This window comes from Apibacter sp. B2912 (genome assembly GCF_009827835.1).
Taxonomy (GTDB): domain Bacteria; phylum Bacteroidota; class Bacteroidia; order Flavobacteriales; family Weeksellaceae; genus Apibacter.
Genome location: NZ_WINV01000002.1, coordinates 272,461 through 290,696, shown reverse-complemented (window position 1 = coordinate 290,696; position 18,236 = coordinate 272,461). Strand labels below are relative to the sequence as shown.

16 protein-coding genes are annotated in these 18,236 nt (G+C 29.4%); 7 read left to right on the top strand and 9 right to left on the bottom strand.

Annotated elements, in window-relative coordinates; genetic code table 11:
• A complete protein-coding gene (locus GFV01_RS04620) occupies nt 1–585 on the bottom strand; it encodes a YdcF family protein (RefSeq protein ID WP_160565182.1) in 585 nt (194 codons plus the stop codon).
• Nucleotides 586–715: 130 nt separating this feature from the next.
• The gene (locus GFV01_RS04615) at nt 716–1,696 is read right to left on the bottom strand and encodes an acyl transferase (protein ID WP_160565180.1); all 981 of its coding nucleotides are present in this window, start codon (nt 1,694–1,696) and stop codon (nt 716–718) included.
• Between the two features lie 133 nt (nt 1,697–1,829).
• On the opposite strand from GFV01_RS04615, the gene GFV01_RS04610 reads away from it, so the two are divergent.
• Both GFV01_RS04610 and dnaJ read left to right on the top strand, forming a co-directional pair.
• Nucleotides 1,830–2,375, top strand: a complete 546-nt coding sequence (locus GFV01_RS04610) for a nucleotide exchange factor GrpE (RefSeq protein WP_105297562.1) — start codon at nt 1,830–1,832, stop codon at nt 2,373–2,375.
• A 28-nt stretch (nt 2,376–2,403) separates the two neighbouring features.
• Complete coding sequence (gene dnaJ / locus GFV01_RS04605) at nt 2,404–3,522, top strand: molecular chaperone DnaJ (protein WP_160542127.1); 1,119 nt, start codon at nt 2,404–2,406, stop codon at nt 3,520–3,522.
• 136 nt (nt 3,523–3,658) lie between these two features.
• Here the strand turns inward: dnaJ and GFV01_RS04600 are convergent, their stop codons facing one another.
• From GFV01_RS04600 to metK, 4 genes are read right to left on the bottom strand one after another with little or no spacing between them, the layout of a single operon-like run.
• On the bottom strand, nt 3,659–4,228 hold the full coding sequence (locus GFV01_RS04600) for a DUF5606 domain-containing protein (RefSeq protein ID WP_160565178.1): 570 nt from the start codon (nt 4,226–4,228) through the stop codon (nt 3,659–3,661).
• A gap of 42 nt (nt 4,229–4,270) precedes the next feature.
• On the bottom strand, nt 4,271–4,846 hold the full coding sequence (gene def / locus GFV01_RS04595; RefSeq protein WP_160542125.1) for a peptide deformylase: 576 nt from the start codon (nt 4,844–4,846) through the stop codon (nt 4,271–4,273).
• A gap of 4 nt (nt 4,847–4,850) precedes the next feature.
• Nucleotides 4,851–5,261 (bottom strand): Holliday junction resolvase RuvX, encoded by a 411-nt coding sequence (ruvX, locus tag GFV01_RS04590; RefSeq protein WP_160565176.1) that lies wholly within the window; start codon nt 5,259–5,261, stop codon nt 4,851–4,853.
• A gap of 16 nt (nt 5,262–5,277) precedes the next feature.
• Nucleotides 5,278–6,546 carry a methionine adenosyltransferase gene (gene metK, locus GFV01_RS04585; protein WP_160565174.1) on the bottom strand — a complete coding sequence of 423 codons (1,269 nt, stop codon included), beginning with the start codon at nt 6,544–6,546 and terminating at the stop codon, nt 5,278–5,280.
• Nucleotides 6,547–6,635: 89 nt separating this feature from the next.
• On the opposite strand from metK, the gene GFV01_RS04580 reads away from it, so the two are divergent.
• A complete protein-coding gene (locus tag GFV01_RS04580) occupies nt 6,636–7,442 on the top strand; it encodes a M48 family metallopeptidase (protein ID WP_160556622.1) in 807 nt (268 codons plus the stop codon).
• A 37-nt stretch (nt 7,443–7,479) separates the two neighbouring features.
• On the opposite strand, the gene GFV01_RS04575 is transcribed toward GFV01_RS04580, so the two are convergent.
• A complete protein-coding gene (locus GFV01_RS04575) occupies nt 7,480–8,103 on the bottom strand; it encodes a hypothetical protein (protein WP_160565171.1) in 624 nt (207 codons plus the stop codon).
• 4 nt (nt 8,104–8,107) lie between these two features.
• Entirely contained in the window at nt 8,108–9,124 is a 1,017-nt protein-coding gene (gene tsaD, locus GFV01_RS04570; RefSeq protein WP_160565169.1) for a tRNA (adenosine(37)-N6)-threonylcarbamoyltransferase complex transferase subunit TsaD, read from the bottom strand.
• A 2-nt stretch (nt 9,125–9,126) separates the two neighbouring features.
• On the opposite strand from tsaD, the gene GFV01_RS04565 reads away from it, so the two are divergent.
• Nucleotides 9,127–13,620 (top strand): hypothetical protein, encoded by a 4,494-nt coding sequence (locus tag GFV01_RS04565; RefSeq protein WP_160565166.1) that lies wholly within the window; start codon nt 9,127–9,129, stop codon nt 13,618–13,620.
• Nucleotides 13,621–13,644: 24 nt separating this feature from the next.
• Here GFV01_RS04565 and GFV01_RS04560 read toward each other — a convergent pair whose 3' ends face one another.
• Nucleotides 13,645–13,959 carry a TM2 domain-containing protein gene (locus GFV01_RS04560; RefSeq protein WP_160565164.1) on the bottom strand — a complete coding sequence of 105 codons (315 nt, stop codon included), beginning with the start codon at nt 13,957–13,959 and terminating at the stop codon, nt 13,645–13,647.
• Between the two features lie 159 nt (nt 13,960–14,118).
• On the opposite strand from GFV01_RS04560, the gene lpdA reads away from it, so the two are divergent.
• The 3 genes from lpdA (at nt 14,119) to GFV01_RS04545 (ending at nt 18,231) form a co-directional block, all read left to right on the top strand.
• Entirely contained in the window at nt 14,119–15,507 is a 1,389-nt protein-coding gene (gene lpdA / locus GFV01_RS04555) for a dihydrolipoyl dehydrogenase (RefSeq protein WP_160565162.1), read from the top strand.
• Nucleotides 15,508–15,668: 161 nt separating this feature from the next.
• On the top strand, nt 15,669–16,238 hold the full coding sequence (locus tag GFV01_RS04550; RefSeq protein ID WP_160565159.1) for a Maf family nucleotide pyrophosphatase: 570 nt from the start codon (nt 15,669–15,671) through the stop codon (nt 16,236–16,238).
• Between the two features lie 127 nt (nt 16,239–16,365).
• Nucleotides 16,366–18,231, top strand: coding sequence for a hypothetical protein (locus GFV01_RS04545; RefSeq protein WP_160565157.1), 1,866 nt, complete (start codon nt 16,366–16,368; stop codon nt 18,229–18,231).
• Nucleotides 18,232–18,236: the final 5 nt, after the last annotated feature.

Here is an 18,236-nt window from a genome sequence, read left to right as displayed (position 1 = left end):
TTATTTAAAAAAATAATAATAGTAATAGGCAAAAAATTCTCTTATTAATGACATATAATGATGCCTTTTACTATAGTGATGAGAACTTGCAGAACCTAAATTATAAAAGCCTAGCTTATAATACATCAGCTTAATACGAGAAATATGATAATATTGTGATATAATAATTAATTTTCTGTAATTATTATCTTTCATTATTTTTAATGAATTTTCTACATTTTCTTCAGTATTTAAGGCTTTATTATCCAAAATAATATCAGATAAAAGCACTCCGTGTTCCAATAAATATTCCTGCATGAGATCAGCTTCACAAAAGTTTTTATTAGCTAAACCTCCGGAAACAATTAATTTTTGAACTTGACCTTCGTTATATAATTTTAAACCTATATTTAGTCTTCGAATTAAAGACATAGGCATAGAACCGTCTTTTTTATTTTTTGTTCCAAAAATTACTCCTACGTCTGCATCCCTGGTATCTTCTTGGTTTCCATCAATAATAATAGCAATGGTATGAAGAATAAACCACAAGAATAAAAGTATAATTCCTGTAAAAATATATTTTATTAATTTTCTGTAATAAGACATATTACAATTTACAATTCCGAAAAATAAAACTTATATATAATTTGATTAAATTTATTATTTTTTTATAAAAAAAGTTTAAAATTAAATACAAATTTTAGTTAAAAAAAGCTTAATTAATAAATTTTATATTTTATAATAATAAAAGACTGCACCCTCTAATATCGGAATTATCCATTCTTCCTAAAATTTTAAAACCATTCTTGCCTTCATCTTTACCAATATCTTGGGTCGATATAAATGAACAACTATGAATATTTGCCAAGTCTATGATGTTGACACCTCCCGATCTGTTTGTCTCAACATATTCAAAAGGATCATCCACATCTCGAATTAAAATCTTCATCCAGGGAGGACATTTATAAACATTATTAGATAAAGAATAAGCTTGAGACAATAATTCCGTCATACTGTATTCCGAATAAATTTTATCGGTCTGAAATGAATTTTTTAATTCTGCTAGCAATTCATCTTTTGTCATTTCTTTTTTTCTTCCCTTCATTCCTCCTGTTTCGATAATTATAGTATTTCTCAATTGTTGAGGATAAGAATTTGCAAAATCTAACAAAGCATAGGAAACACCAAAAAGAATAACTTTCTTATTCTCTTTTTCCAGTCGATTTATAATAACATGTAAATCATCAAAATTATGTAGATAATAACCATTTTCCACCTTTCCCGATTGCTCCATTAAATAATTTACCATATATATAAGTGAAGAATTATTTCTCTCCAAATAAGAAGGAAGCAAACCTAAATATATGTATTCGGAAGGGTCTCCGAAAAAAATTGAAAATGAATGTAAAATACTTTGTTTATAAATATCTTCATTTGCTATATAATGCTTGGATAGGTTTTCGGAAGTAGTACCGCTACTTTGAAAATATAAATTCGGTGAGAAATATTTATCAACAACTGTATTGGTTTTGAAAAATTCAATCGGTAAAAAAGGTATTTGCCGATAATTGAGAATTTTATTACAATCTATAGATAATAAATCAACAAAAGTTCTATAGGGTATATTATTTTTATATTGATACAAAAAAATTTGGATGGCGAGTGAATTAAATTCTTCCTCCGATTTGATTGAAAAAATATCAAAACTTTTCAACATTTGAATATATTTACTTTATATGCAAATTTAATAAGAAGTATTTAAATAATTTTTTAAATATAGGTCGATTTGACAGCATTTTTACTATGGCAATAAAATTGATAAATATCAGTAACCAATAAAGAATTTAACCATGTCAATTCAAAGTGATAACGAAGAAAACGAATTAATTGAAGAAAATAACAATCAAGAAAATTCAAAGGATACTGAAAATATGTCAGAACCTAACAATAATTCTGACTTAACAGAAAAACTTGAAAAAGAAAAAGACAGATATATCCGTTTATTTGCTGAATTTGATAACTATAAAAAACGTGTAATTAAAGAGAGACAGGATCTTCTTAAATACTCGGATAAAGATATTTTAGAATCATTACTTCCGGTATTGGATGATTTTGATCGCGCAATTACCGAACTTGAAAAAAAGGAGGATGATCTTTCAGTTTTAGAAGGAGTGAAACTTATTTACAATAAGTTGTTCAATACCTTGAAAGATAGAGGATTGACTGTTATTGATGTAAAGGCCGGTGATGATTTTAACATTGATTATCATGAAGCAATTACCCAAGTCCCGTCTCCTGATGAAAGTCTAAAAGGTAAAATTATAGATGTGGTTCAAAAAGGGTACTTATTGCATGAAAAAGTAATTAGATACGCAAAAGTAGTTATTGGAAATTAAGAACTCAAAGAGGTTTATATAAAAAATTATGTCTAAAAGAGATTATTACGAAGTATTGGAGGTTTCTAAGAGTGTAACTGAAGTAGAGTTAAAAAAGGCCTATAGGAAAAAAGCACTCAAATATCATCCGGATAAAAACCCCGGTGATAAAGAAGCTGAAGAAAAATTCAAAGAAGCTGCTGAAGCTTATGAAGTTTTAAGTGATCCTCAAAAAAGAGCAAGGTATGATCAATACGGTCATGCCGGAGTAGGAGGGGCTGCAGGTGGTGGCTTTGGAGGGGGAATGAATATGGAAGATATCTTTTCCCATTTTGGTGATATTTTCGGTAGTGCTTTTGGAGGCGGTTTTGGCGGCTTTTCTTCAAGACCTCAACAAGTTCAAGGCTCCAATTTACGTATCCGTTTATCATTAACTCTTAAAGAAATTATTAACGGTGTTGAAAAAACCGTTAAAGTAAAAAGATTTAAATTAGCTCCGGGAGCTACCTCAAAAAATTGTCCTACCTGTAACGGGACCGGTCAAACGAGAAGAATCATGAATACTCCGTTTGGACAAATGCAAACTCAATCAGTATGTAATACTTGTGGAGGTACCGGTAAAGTTGCGGATCATATACCGCCGGGTGCTAATAATCATGGATTAATTAAAGTTGAAGAAGAAGTATCCATTAAAATTCCTGCCGGTGTTAGAGAAGGAGTTCAACTGCAAGTTAGAGGTAAAGGAAATGATGCTCCATTTGGAGGAATACCCGGAGATTTAATCGTTGTGATTGAAGAAATTGAGGATGAAAATTTAAAAAGGGAAGGGGATAATCTTCATTATGAACTATATATTTCTGTACCCGAAGCTATTTTAGGTACGAAAAAAGAAATTCCTACGATCACGGGAAAAGTAAAAATTACAGTAGATTCCGGAACTCAATCAGGGAAAATTCTACGATTGAAAGATAAAGGATTGCCTCAAGTTCAAGGATATGGATACGGAGATTTATTTATTCATATCAATGTTTGGACACCTAATCCAAATAAATTAACTAAAGAGCAGAGAGAATTTTTTGAATCTATGTTAGATAATGAACATTTTCATCCTAAACCATCAAAAAATGATAAAACATTTTTTGAAAAGATCAAAGATATGTTCATGTAAAAAGTTATCCGGAATTTATATATAAAAAAAATCTTTGAGTATATTGATACTCAAAGATTTTTTTATAGTTAATATACAAAAAGGTACCAACTTTACATTGATACCTTTTCATTAATAATATTTAAAATTATTTATACTATTCAGCTTTTTTCTTAGCAGGTGTTTTTTTCGTAGATTTTTTAGTTACACCGGCATCATCATTTTTATCATCATTTGATATCTCATTTGTAGCTGTTTTTTGTGAAATGTTACAATCTTCTGAATTTTCTTTTTGGCTATCATCCGAAGCTTTAGCTAGGTTGTCTTCATAAGCTTTTACGCTTTCTTCAGTTATGATACTATTTTTAACCAATATATTATACCAAGTAAAAAGCTTTTTAAGATCTGAATTATATACTCTGTCTTCTGCATAATCCGGTTGGGCATCTTTCATTAAAGATCTTAACGTATTGGTATCATTTTTATCAAATTCAATTTCTTTAAATTGATGTTTTTTGGAAATTGAAACTAAAACTGAAATTAATGATACTTCAGAATCTTGAGTATAGATTGAAATGTTTTGCAGTAAACTTACTTGACTATTTGCATTAATAGACAATTTCTTTTGAGCAACTAAATCTTTAACAATGAAACCTCCTTTAGTTTGAGATAATAATTCAAATAAACCGGATTTCCCTGTAATTGCAATGATTTTAGTAAGATCCATATCAATAATGTAATTATATTTTTAATTAATTTCTTTTAAAATTTAATGAGAAGGAAATTTCATTCGGTATTCAGTCTCCACCTTTCCTTTACTAATATTGGCAAGTTTACCTTTTAGTAATTTTTTCTTAAGCGGAGATAATAAGTCTGTAAACAGAATTCCTTCAATATGATCGTATTCATGTTGAATAATACGTGCACGAACATCACCAAAATTTTCAGTTTTTTTATTCCAATTTTGATCAAAATATTCAATTGTAATATTTTCCAATCTTTTAATATCTTCTCGAATATCAGGAATACTTAAACAACCCTCGTTAAACTTCCAAAGTTCACCATCTCTTTTAGTTATTTTCGGATTTATGAAAACTTTCTTACAAAGGGCTAACTCGTCTTTTATGTCAACATAATCCTCATCTTCTGCCAATGGAGAAGCATCAATTACAAATAAACGTATGTTCAATCCTACTTGTGGGGCTGCTAAACCAATTCCATGTGCTTTATACATGGTTTCATACATATTTTCAATTAATTGATCTAAATCGGGATAATCTTTACCGATTTCTACTGTTTTTTTTCTTAAAACAGGTTCTCCATAGCCATAAATAGGTAAAATCATAATTTTATTTTTTCTCTAAATAGGTTTGTAAAATTAAAGTAGCACTTACTTCATCCAATAAATGTTTATTTTCTCTATTTTTTTTATTTTTTCCACTCAAACTAATAAAGTGAGACGCAATTTTTGAAGTAAATCTCTCATCTACTCTTTCAATCGGAATATTTGGAAAAAGAGAAGTAATCTTCTTGATTAATTTTTGAATTGAAATTTCAACATCTGAAAGTTCTCCGTTTAATCGAACAGGTAAACCGATAATTATTTTTTCGACAGAATTTTCAGCCATATATTTTTCAAGAAATGGAATCAAATTGGAAGTCATAATTCCGGCCAACCCACTGGCAACAATTTGCATATCATCCGTTTCTGCTAATCCGGATCTTTTTTCACCATAATCGATGGCCAGTATTTTTGACATGAAAATAAATATTAGTTTACAGATTAAAAGCTTCTTTAATTTGATCTAAATAATCTAATTTTTCCCAAGTAAATAATTCTACTTCGATTTCTTTTATTTCTGTCTTTCCATTCTCACGATTTCTTATAAATTTTTTTGTAATGATTTCGTTCTTTCTTCCCATGTGGCCATAGGCTGCTGTCTCCGTATATATTGGATTTCTTAATTTCAATCTTTTTTCTATAGCATAAGGTCTTAGATCAAATAATTTTTCAACTTTTAATGCTATATCTCCATCGGACAGGTTAACTTTTGAACTGCCAAAAGTATTAATATAAACACCGCACGGTTCGGTAATACCAATAGCATAAGAAACTTGTACTAAAACTTCATCAGCAACCCCTGCCGCTACTAAATTTTTAGCTATGTGTCTTGTAGCATAGGCAGCAGAACGATCCACCTTAGAAGGATCTTTTCCGGAAAATGCGCCACCGCCATGAGCTCCTTTACCACCATAAGTATCAACAATTATTTTTCTTCCGGTTAATCCGGTGTCTCCATGAGGTCCTCCGATTTCAAATTTTCCGGTTGGATTTATATGGTAAGTGATATTATCATCAAATAATGCTTTTATTTCATCTTTTGATTCTGCCTTAACTTCAGGAATAACAATTGAAATAATGTCCTTGGCAATTTTGTCCAATACAACCTTTTCATCCTCATCGAACATATCATGTTGTGTAGAAAGAACTATCGTGTCAATACGTATCGGCTTATTATTATCGTCGTATTCAATAGTAACTTGTGATTTTGCATCCGGACGAAGATAGGTCATAATTTGACCTTCTTTTCTTATTCGAGCTAACACACGTAAGATGCTATGTGAAATATCTAAAGCCAAAGGCATATAATTATCCGTTTCATTGGTGGCATAGCCGAACATCATCCCTTGGTCACCTGCACCCTGTTCTTCTTTATTCTGTTTATCCACCCCGCGGTTGATATCCTGAGATTGTTCATGCAAAGCGGATAAAATACCGCAAGATTCGGCTTCAAATTTATATTCACTTTTCGTATAGCCTATTTTTTTTATAATATCTCTGGTAATATGCTGAACATCAATATATGTGTTGGATTTAATTTCTCCGGCTAATACTACCTGACCGGTAGTAACTAAAGTTTCACAAGCTACCTTAGAATCGGGATCAAATGCTAAAAAATTATCTAATATCGAATCTGAAATCTGATCAGCAACTTTATCTGGATGGCCTTCCGAAACCGATTCGGATGTGAATAAGTAAGGCATATTTTTTGCTTTTATTTTATTATAATCATTGCAAATTTAAGAACATTAATTAATAAATTTACTATATTTCAAAAATTATTACAGAGTTTATGAATTCAAAAAAATGCTTATTATTTTCGCTAGTATCTTTATTAACAGTAGCATGTGCAACTAATCCTTTAACCGGAAGAAAATCGTTAAATTTTGTATCCAATTCTCAATTATTGCCATCTTCATTTCAGCAATATCAAGAAGTTTTATCTTCCAATAAAATTATTACAGGAACTCCTCAAGCAAGGCAAGTGGAAGAAGTGGGTAACAGAATAAAAAAAGCCGCAGAAGATTATTATAGATCCATTGGTAAGTCTTCAGCTTTAAACGGTTATCAATGGCAATTTGTATTAATTGATGATCCAAAAACGGTTAATGCATGGTGTATGCCCGGAGGAAAAGTGGCTGTATATTCAGGAATTTTACCTATTTGTAAAGACGATACAGGATTAGCTGTTGTCTTGGGACATGAAATTGCCCATGCTCTGGCAGGACACGGAGCTGAAAAAATTTCACAATCATATATTTCAGAAATCGGTGGACAGGTATTAGGAGGGGTTACCAACAACCAAGCCTTGCGTTCGGCAATTAATCAATATTACCCCGTAGCCAGTGGCATCACTCTTTTACGTTATGGTCGTAAACAAGAATCTGATGCAGATGAAATGGGTTTATATATTATGGCAATGGCAGGATATGATCCCAGACAAGCCCCTTTATTTTGGCAAAGAATGATTGACGCTACAGGAAGTACCGATACACCTGAATTTCTTTCCACGCACCCGAATCCTCAAAATAGAATTGCAGATATAAATAAAATAATGCCTAAAGCATTACAATACTATCAAGCTTATAAAGCTAATTAATTTGAATTAGTCTTTATGGCATGTAATTTGGCTTTAACTAATGACTTTTAATTTGAAGAGAAGAAACAGATATATTCGAATTGATTACCATATAACCAAAATTTGATCCTAATTCTTTATTTTTGGATATGGTTGTCAATATTTTACCATTCAAAAGGAATTGAATAGAACTTTTGTCTGTTACGATTGAAAAACTATTCTTTTCCTTTTTTTTATATTTTTGAGTTTTTTGTTTAAAATAAATTTGTGATCTTCTTTCTCTTTTGCTCTCGTAAGATATAACTACTTCGTTTTCTGCATTAATTCCAAATAGGAGATAATTTTCAGGATATTTCCGATCATCAGCATATAAAATTATACCCGCAACGCCATTAGGATCATAAAAATTATTAATTTGTAATGAAGTAGTATAGGTAATATTTCGATCGGATATTGGAAGGGAGAGTAAAGAATAATTTAAAACATTTTTCAAATCAGCCTTCATTAATAAATTTCCTTCTTCAAGTTTAGTATATAGTGCATCTGTTGATATCGTATCCCAATGATTGATATTGGTATGAAAATCATCGTTAAACAATAGCGACTCTTTTTTACAGGAATTAAAAATTAATAAACTTAAAATAAATAGTAAGCTTTTTTTATAAAAGTTATTACCAATCATAATCTTACATTTTATATCTAGCGGTAGCTATAGTTTTAAGATCAGAAAATTTATTATGTTCATATTTAATGCTTCCAACCACGGCAATCATGGCTGCATTGTCTGTTGTGTATTCAAATTTGGGGATAAAAGTTTTACAATTTTTTTCTAATTCTAATTTTTTTATTTCTCTCCTTAACTCCGAATTCGCCGAAACACCACCGGCAATTGCTACATTTTTAATTCCCGTAATTTCAATAGCCAACTTTAATTTATCTAACAATGAAGATAGGATTGTTTTTTGGACGGATGCACATATATCTTCAAGATTCTCTTTTATAAAGTCCGGGTTTTTCTGTAGTTCTTTTTGTATGAAATAAAGCACGGAAGTCTTTATGCCACTAAAGGAAAATTTGATTCCTTCCAATTTTGGTAAAGGAAATTTAAATTTATCTTTGTCTCCATTTTGAGAAAGTTTATCAATTGTAGGTCCTGCCGGATATTCAAGTCCCAAAATTTTACCTATCTTATCAAAAGCTTCGCCCGCCGCATCATCCAAAGTTTCTCCCAACACTTCCATATCAAAATAATCATTTACCTGAACAATTTGGGTATGTCCACCACTTACCGTAAGACATAAAAATGGAAATGATATATTTTCTTTAGATTCATCCTCAATAAAATGTGCAAATATATGCCCCTGCATGTGATTAACTTCAATAAGAGGAACGTTCAATGACATAGATAATGATTTTGCAAAACTGGTACCTACTAATAGGGAACCTAATAAACCCGGGCCACGGGTAAAAGATATCGCATCAATTGCTTTTTTATTTATATTTGCTAATTGAATTGCTTGATGTACAACGGGGATAATATTTTGTAAATGAGCACGAGAGGCTAATTCCGGAACTACACCGCCATAATTTTGGTGTATTTTTTGGGTAGATACTACATTAGATAGTATTTTTTTACCTTGTATTACAGCTGCTGATGTATCATCACATGACGATTCTATTCCTAAAATAATGGGTGTTTTCATTTATGACAAAGTTACTAATTAAAAAAATATTTTTTAAGTCATCCAAGGCAATTCTCTATGCTTTTTGCATTTTATTTTTATTACTTCTATCTTTAATTATTGTTATAAATTTACCTTCTGTTAAAGATAAAATAGCAAAAGAGGCACTTTCTTATTTAAACCAAGAATTCAAAACTTCGATTTCTGCTCAAAGAATTGAAGTTGATTATTTTGGTAATCTTACTTTACATAATGTAGTTATTAAAGATCATCATCAGAATAATTTATTAACCGTAAAAGAATTAAAAGGATATTTAAATATCATATCTTTAATTGAAAATTTAGTAATTAAGCATGTTGATGATATCAAAATTGATCAATTGCGTTTACAAGATCCTGTCATCAAAGTAATTACTTATAAAAATGAAAATCATGATAATTTTTCTATTTTCATAGATAATTTTAACTCAGATAAACCTTCTCAAAAAAAAGATTTTAAATTAAACGGAAGGGTAGACATAATCAATGGTCGATTTTCAATTGTAAATCAAAATTTACCATTAGAAGATCAAGTCTGGTTAGATACTTCTGAATTAAATTTAAAAGCTTCGAGCGTTGATGTTTTTAATTCGGATGTAAGGGTTTTAGTTGAGCAATTTAATTTCAAAGCTAAAAGGCATAAGGAAAATTATACGGTTTACCAATTTTCATCCGATATTCACTATTCAGAAACAGAACTTTCTTTCAAAGACCTTCTTTTTGAATCAGATACCTCATTGTTATTAGGTTCTTTATTTTTTAATCACACCAAAGAAAATGGATTGAGTAACTTTTCTGATCAGGTAGCATGGAATATGGAAGTAAACAAAGGAAGTAAAGTATCAGGTAAAGACATACGATATTTTGTAAAAAACTGGGATACTAATTCTATACTTAACATTTCTTCGAAAGTTAATGGTACACTTAATAATTTAACATTAACTAATCCAATCTTATCGGTTAACGGTACTTTTTATTCTTCCCCTAGCTTAGTGTTGAAAAATTTAGTTACTACTGATCCTTCCCAATCTTTTAATATAGAAACCAAAGAAACGCATCTTCAATCTTCATATGCCTCTCTTAATTCATGGTTACCGAAATTTATTTCTAAGGAAATACCCAAAATAGTAGCAGAATTTGGAACTATGAATTATATGGGTTCATTTTTAATTGATAAAAAAGACCTTAGTATAAATGGTAAAATGATTAGCTCTTTAGGTACAGTAACAGCGGATGCTCAATTAAAAGATTATGCTTCCCAAAAACCTAGATATAAAGGAAAATTAGAAACATACCAATTAAATTTAGCTTCTTTTATTAAAACAACAACACTAGGTCCCATATCCGCTAAAATGCAATTTGACGGCAGCGGATTTAATCTGGACCATATGGATACTAAATTTGATGCAAAACTGAATAGTTTAGTTATTAATGGTAAAGCGATTAATGATATTTCAGCTGTGGGTAATTTAAGAGATAAAATTTTTGAAGGTAAAATTATTTCCGATGACAAATACGCTAATTTTGACTTTAATGGTACAATAAATTTTGCTCAAAAATATATTAAAACCAACTTTGATGCAGATATTAAATCATTAAATTTAGGCTATTTTACTTCTCTAGCCGATAAAAATAAATCATTTAAAGGAATAGTCAAAGCAGATATTGAATTCAGCTCCATTGATGATTTGATTGGACAAATCAACGTTAATTCAATTTCTATTGAAGATAATGGTAAAACTACCAATTATAATGATATTCAAATTAAAACAAGTTTTGAGGAAGGAAATCGAAATTTAGATATTTTTTCTCCGAACATGATTACGGCCAATATTTATGGTAAATACAAATTAGAAGATATTCCTGATATGTTACAGAAAGGAATTGGGAACCTGGTAGCTAATTTTAAAACTATTAAACGATTTGACAATCAAGAGTTTTCATTTATTCTGGATATACAAAAGGATTTATTTGATTTATTAATGATGGATGTTAACTTATCTCCGGGAACGACTATTACAGGAAGGTATGTTGGCAATGGAAATAAGTTACAGGCACAAATGATTTCAGAATATATATATTATAAAAATATCAAACTAACCAATCCGAATATATTTTTAAATACAGAAGATACCTTACGACAATTTATGGGATCTTTATCTTCTCTAAATATAGACAATACGAATATTGAAAAAATCAATTTTTCCGGATATAATAAAAATGATTCCCTTTTTGTTTCCACGAATTTTTATCATGGAAAATATAAAGAAAAACAAACTAATTTTGATTTAAATTTATATCAAACTCAAAAAAATAATGATATTATTATTGGATTTAAACCTTCTAATATTAATTTGGCACAAGCAAAATGGAAACTGAATCCTAATTTTAAATCGGATGAAGCCATAGCGAAATATAATTTATTAACTAACAAATTAGTTTTACAAAAAATTGAATTAACATCTGAAAATTCTGAAATTTTATTGTCTGGAGAATATACCACCAAAAATGAATATACTTTTGATCTGAATTTAAAAGATGTTAAATTAGAAAAAATATTACCTCACAGCTTACTTAAAGATATGTCTTTTGAGGGTGTTGCCAATGGATCTGCCAAAGTACTTAAAAATTCAAGCGAACTTAAACCGCTTGTAGATCTTTATATCGATCAATTGAAATTTAATGGTCAAAATTTAGGGAATTTGGCCATGAGAGCAATCTACGATGCTAAAACCAACCGATATTTACTACAAAGTAAATTAGAAGATTCCGGACAAGATCGTTTTTTAGCTGACGGATATATAGCCAATCAAAATGGTAAGCCTTCTCAATTGAATATAGATTTACAAGCCAATCAAATGAACATTGCTCCTATAGGGACTTTTTTACAAAGTATCTTCTCAAATTTCAGAGGAACTGCCACAGGAAATGTTCAAATTTCAGGAGATATAACTTCGCCTAAATATCAAGGTTCCCTTACAATGTCTAAAGTTGGATTTAAAGTTAACTTTTTAGGGGTTGATTATCAACTTACTAAAGATCAAGACTTACAAATATCTGACGGAATATTTTTATTTGATAATATTGAGTTGATGGATACTCAAAGAAAAACTAAGGGAGTAGTTTTCGGACCTTTAATGACTAAAAATTTTTCTGAATGGGGAATGAACCTAGACTTTACTTCGGATAAACTTTTAGTGTTGAATACTACCATGAAAGAAAATGATCTTTTTTATGGAACTATTTATGCTTCAGGTAATTTTTCCATAACAGGAACTACGGATAAAGGTATTGATATTTCAGCAACTGCCATGGCTCTTGAGGGAAGCAGCCTCACAATAAACAGCAGTAGTACAACTAATGCTACCGACATTCAATTTATCAAATTCATTCCTGAACAACATAAAGAAGGAGATGAAAAAGAAACTAAACCACCAATGGGATTATCCATACGTGCAGATGTTACAGCAGACAATAAATCTGTAGTTAATCTAATTATTAGTCAAGAAACCGGAGATAAAATAGTGGTTCGGGGAGATGCAAAACATCTAAAATTTGATATGTCCAAAGCAGGAGTGATTTCTATGGACGGTACTTACACAATAACCGGAGATAGTAAATATTACTATAATATGTTTGTTAATAAGGATTTTACTATTATTCCCGGAAGTACTATCCGATGGGAAAATCGTGGTCCTACCGAAGCCGATTTAAATATTCGCGCTTCCTATACCAGATTAGTAAGTAATATTGGCGATTATTTGGGTATATCTACAGTACCCGCTTCTAATGTAACTGTTTCGGCATTATTAACCGGATATTTATCCAAACCAAGTTTAACTTTTGATATACAAGCAGATGCTTCTTCTTCGGTTCGTGATCAACTCAATACTAAACTAAATAATAATGAAGGGGAAAAATACAATCAAGTAGCCGGAATTGTTGTTTTTGGAAGCTTTTTATCCGATAAGATGGGAGGCAGCAGTTATGCTTCTTCTGCTTATGATGTAGTATTGAAACAATTAACTTCTGCAATAAATAACATAAGTGGTGTATTTTCTCTAGATGCTAATTTTAATGCCGGTTCAAGAGTCGATGATACTAGTGACCGGATCTCTTTAGACCCTACATTTAAAGTGAATCAAAGGTTATCCATAGTTGGATCAGTTAATATGCCACTGGAACAAAAAAGTGCTGCCGACGTGTGGACCTATGGTGCAAAAATTAATTATGATATATCAAAAAACAATGATAAATCGCTAATTATCAATGGTTTTTCAAAACCATCCACTTTTGGGTTGGAAACATCGGTATTATCCACTACAGGGGCAAATAATCAATCGTATGGCGGGGGAATTGTTTACAAAAAATCTTTTAATAAATTCAGTGATTTGTTTAGTAAAAAGAAAAAGAAAAAAGAAATTATAAAGGATAAAAAGGATTCAATTAGTGCAAAAACCATTGGCTCTCAGAAATAAAATAGAGTTAGTTATTATGATTTATTAAAACCATCCTTTGCGATTTTTAACATAAGTATTATAAAATTCTTTATCTGATTGAGTAATATAAATAATTCCTTCTATCATGCCTATAGTGCTCATAATTATAGCTCCTATGCCACAACAAAAAAATGAAATAATAAGTGTAATTATACCCTGTCTAATATATCCTAAATAAAATTTATGAATACCTAGACTTCCCAAAAGAATGGCAAAAATTCCGGCTATTAATTTTTTAATATTACATATTCTAATTTGATCTTTCGATAATTCATAGTCATCATTATTAATATTATTAATTTGATTTGTCTCTTGCATAATTAGTATATTTATGTTTTTATATTAAATACTGATAAAAAAGTAAACTTATAAATTTTTTTTAATTATAATCAAATATTATGCATTTTTTTGGTTTATATATATAAATCTTCTTTTTGGAAAAAAAATAGTATTTTTGTCAACAAAATAATCTGTACCATGAATTATGATATTATAGTTATAGGTAGCGGGCCCGGTGGATATGTTGCTGCTATTAGAGCCGCTCAATTAGGTTTTAAAACAGCTGTAGTAGAGCGAGAAAATCTAGGAGGAATTTGTTTAAACTGGGGATGTATACCAACTAAAGCTCTTATTAAAAGTGCTCACGTATATGAAGAAATAAATCTTGCTGAAGAATTTGGATTGAATAAAACCGAATCATCTTTTGATTTTTCTAATGTTATTAAACGTAGTAGGGGGGTAGCCGATAAAATGAATAAAGGGGTTGGCTTCCTTATGAAAAAAAATAAAATTGATGTAATTAACGGAAATGCCAAAGTTAAGCCCGGAAAAAAAATAGAGGTTACTGATAAAGAGGGTAAAGTAACAGAATATTCAGCATCTCACATTATTATTGCTACCGGTGCAAGATCAAGAGTATTACCTAATTTACCTCAAGATGGTAAAAAAATAATCGGTTATAGAGAAGCCCTTACTCTTCCAACTATGCCTAAATCTATGATTGTAGTTGGTTCGGGAGCTATAGGTATTGAATTTGCATATTTCTATGCAACCATGGGAGCTAAAGTAACCGTTGTTGAATTTTTACCTAATATTGTCCCTGTTGAAGATGAAGAAGTTTCCAAACATGTTGAAAAATCTATTAAAAAACATGGTATAGAAGTTATGGTTAATTCTTCAGTTGAAAGAGTTGAAACTCAGGGAGACGGAGTTAAAGCTTTTGTTAAAACAGCGAACGGGGAAATAACTTTAGAAGCTGATATTATTTTATCTGCAGTTGGTATTACTGCAAATATTGAAAATATAGGATTAGAAGAGGTAGGAATATCTACTGATAAAGGAAGAATCCTTGTTGACAGTTTTTATAATACTAACATTCCAGGCTATTATGCCATTGGTGATGTTATTCCCGGCCCTGCTTTAGCCCATGTAGCTTCAGCAGAAGGAATTCTTTGTGTTGAAAAAATTAAAGGTATGAATGTTGAACCTATTGATTATGGAAATATTCCGGGATGTACTTATTGTTCTCCTGAAATCGCTTCTGTGGGAATGACAGAGAAAAAAGCCAAAGAAGCAGGTTATGATATTAAAGTGGGTAAATTTCCTTTTGTAGCATCAGGTAAAGCAACTGCTAACGGTGATACTGATGGTTTTATAAAAGTTATTTATGATGCCAAATACGGTGAGTTATTAGGTTGTCATATGGTTGGTAACGGAGTTACTGATATGATTGCGGAAGCTGTAGCTGTCAGAAGATTAGAAGCTACTTCACATGAAATTTTAACTACTGTGCATCCACATCCTACTATTTCAGAAGCATTTAAAGGTGCAACAGAGGCAGCATATGGAGAAGCAATCGATTTATAATATTGTTTAATTATATAGTTCTGTTTAAATAGATAGTATGAATTATTAATCTATTTAAATAAATATATAATGGATATAAAACATAATTTTAAAATAAAAGACTATCTATTCATAAGATAGTCTTTTATTTTTTAACTTATTGATTATCGAATTACAACTATATGAATACATTTAAAATTATTTTAGCTTCTCAATCTCCACGAAGACAAGAACTTTTAAAAAGTTTAAATTACAAATTTGAGACCTTACATTTAAATATAGATGAAAGTTATTCTCCTTTATTAAGAGAAAATCAAATTACCGAATATTTAGCAGAGCAGAAATCGAAACATTATGGAGAAGTAGATGATCACACGGTTGTGATCACAGCGGATACCATTGTTTGGATGAAAGATCATGCATTGGAAAAACCTGAAAATTTCGAACAAGCAAAAAAAATGTTGTTTGAATTATCAGGAAATTCACATAAAGTATATACTTCTGTAGGATTTTCAACCAAAAACGATTTTAAGGTTTTTACGGATTGTACAGAAGTTCATTTTTTACCTATGAATGAAAAAGAAATTGAATTTTATATATCTCATTTCAAACCTTATGATAAATCAGGTTCTTATGGAATTCAAGACTGGATTGGATTGGCTAAAATAGGTAAAATAAAAGGTTCATTTTTTACTATTATGGGATTACCAACACATATTGTATATGAATATCTTGAAAATCTTACCTTTTAACTTATACCTTTGTTAGTATAAAATACTAAAATAATTATAATCAAATTATTTCATTGTCTAAATACTTAAAAATATTTTCAGAGTCCTAATTCTTTATATATTTTTGTGTCATATAAAATAAGTAAAAGTGAAAAAATCCATAAGTGTTTGTTTATATTTTTTTACCTGTATTGTATTTTCTCAATCGGTTTTAATGACCATAAATAATGAAAAAATTGATACCGATAATTTTGAAAATAATTACCGAAAAAGTTTAGAACTACTGGGAACGGATAAGACTATAGATAATTATATAGACTTTAATCTTCTTAAACAATATGCACTTACAAAAAATTTAGAAAATTCGATAGGTTTTAAGACAGAATTAGCAAAAGGAGCAAACCAATTAAAAGACAGCTTATTCTATCCTTCTGATTTACTCGAACCGATGCTGCAAGATTATTATAAAAAAATCGTTGTTGAAAAAAAATTTCAATTGTTAGTTTTTAAAAATGAATATTTAACCAATAAAAACGAAACCTATAAAAACAAATTTTTAAAGTCAATTATTGATAGCATCGATAACGATCCCTTACGCTTTGAAAAAGCCATATCAAAGTATTCTATACTTACGGATTTTAAAAAACCTTCTTATTTAAATATATTCGCATTAAATAAAAATGTATTGGATGCAATATATAATGCAGCGCTAAATCAGTTAACTACGTATGTAGATGAAAATGATAATATATATCTTATTTTGGTTTCCAATGAAAGAAAATACTTAGGTGAAGTATCTTTAGGTCAAATATATATTCCGGATACTTCTCGATTAGGTAAAATTAAGATCGATAAAGTTTATAAAGAACTTAAACAAGGAGAAAGCTTTTCTAAAATTAAAGATAAAGTTTTTAAAAATTATAATGTTTTAAATAAAAATAATATCCTTTCGAATGAAGAAGTATACACATATGTGGTTAATCAAATTAAATCCGAACCTAATAATATCCCCGATTATTCTCAACCCATTAAATTAAAAGATGGTTATGTTATTTGTGAATATTATTTTAATGATAATTATGATTCATATTCGATCGCTAGAAAAAAAATTTATAACCGATTAAAAAAATCTGAAGAAATCAACCGATTAAACGATTTATTAGTTTTAAGATTAAAAAACCAATCTTACTATAAAGAATATTTTATCCATCTAAGTAATTTTATTTCTTCTTTACCTCAATCTTACAATCAATTTAATGATTTTACTATTCCAAATAATGAGACAATTATTACTATTGGTGATTCCTATACACTTACCTTCAATGATATACTGGTATACCTTAAAAAATATTTAAATTCTGAAAATTATTCTGAAAGAAATCATTTGATATATGATTATTTAAATAATTGGGAAAAAGAGTATATTTTAGAGTTTTATACGGCACACTTTTTCGAATTGAACACAACTAAAGAGGATTATGAAAATTTAAAAAATCAACTTCTTATTAAATATGCGCTTAATTTAATTGCTTACGAAGCTCAAAATGATAAAATCGGTCAAAAAAAATTTTTACATGATGAAGCTGCTCGATTGACCTGGAAGGAAAGAATTGAAGGTACTTTTTATTATTGTCTCAATTCAGATATAGAAACTAAAGTCCTTAACTGGTTAAAAAATAAAAAGTCAGTAAACTTTATAAAAAATCAATTTGAAGATAATCGTGAAGAATTAATAATTGAAGAAGGTAAAAAGACTCGAGAATCTCTTAATTTGCCTGCAAATATAAAATTAAACAGAGGATTATATGTCGTTGATAGTAAAAATAGAAGATTGATAATTAATATTAAAAAAATCATTAAAAATGATAAAATGAGTTTAGAAGATCTTCAAAAATATTATTTAAATGAATATATTGATTATAAAACGTCACAAACAATTAATTTATTGAAAGAGAAAGCTGTTGTCACAATAGATTCAAATCAAGTAAAAAGATTAAAAGAGATTTATAATTGATAACA

What these genes read in the sequence shown, in the direction of transcription:
- GFV01_RS04620 (WP_160565182.1), bottom strand. Translation starts at nt 585, where the DNA reads ATGTCTTATTACAGAAAATTAATAAAATATATTTTTACAGGAATTATA.
- GFV01_RS04615 (WP_160565180.1), bottom strand. Translation starts at nt 1,696, where the DNA reads ATGTTGAAAAGTTTTGATATTTTTTCAATCAAATCGGAGGAAGAATTT.
- GFV01_RS04610 (WP_105297562.1), top strand. Translation starts at nt 1,830, where the DNA reads ATGTCAATTCAAAGTGATAACGAAGAAAACGAATTAATTGAAGAAAAT.
- dnaJ (WP_160542127.1), top strand. Translation starts at nt 2,404, where the DNA reads ATGTCTAAAAGAGATTATTACGAAGTATTGGAGGTTTCTAAGAGTGTA.
- GFV01_RS04600 (WP_160565178.1), bottom strand. Translation starts at nt 4,228, where the DNA reads ATGGATCTTACTAAAATCATTGCAATTACAGGGAAATCCGGTTTATTT.
- def (WP_160542125.1), bottom strand. Translation starts at nt 4,846, where the DNA reads ATGATTTTACCTATTTATGGCTATGGAGAACCTGTTTTAAGAAAAAAA.
- ruvX (WP_160565176.1), bottom strand. Translation starts at nt 5,261, where the DNA reads ATGTCAAAAATACTGGCCATCGATTATGGTGAAAAAAGATCCGGATTA.
- metK (WP_160565174.1), bottom strand. Translation starts at nt 6,546, where the DNA reads ATGCCTTACTTATTCACATCCGAATCGGTTTCGGAAGGCCATCCAGAT.
- GFV01_RS04580 (WP_160556622.1), top strand. Translation starts at nt 6,636, where the DNA reads ATGAATTCAAAAAAATGCTTATTATTTTCGCTAGTATCTTTATTAACA.
- GFV01_RS04575 (WP_160565171.1), bottom strand. Translation starts at nt 8,103, where the DNA reads ATGATTGGTAATAACTTTTATAAAAAAAGCTTACTATTTATTTTAAGT.
- tsaD (WP_160565169.1), bottom strand. Translation starts at nt 9,124, where the DNA reads ATGAAAACACCCATTATTTTAGGAATAGAATCGTCATGTGATGATACA.
- GFV01_RS04565 (WP_160565166.1), top strand. Translation starts at nt 9,127, where the DNA reads ATGACAAAGTTACTAATTAAAAAAATATTTTTTAAGTCATCCAAGGCA.
- GFV01_RS04560 (WP_160565164.1), bottom strand. Translation starts at nt 13,959, where the DNA reads ATGCAAGAGACAAATCAAATTAATAATATTAATAATGATGACTATGAA.
- lpdA (WP_160565162.1), top strand. Translation starts at nt 14,119, where the DNA reads ATGAATTATGATATTATAGTTATAGGTAGCGGGCCCGGTGGATATGTT.
- GFV01_RS04550 (WP_160565159.1), top strand. Translation starts at nt 15,669, where the DNA reads ATGAATACATTTAAAATTATTTTAGCTTCTCAATCTCCACGAAGACAA.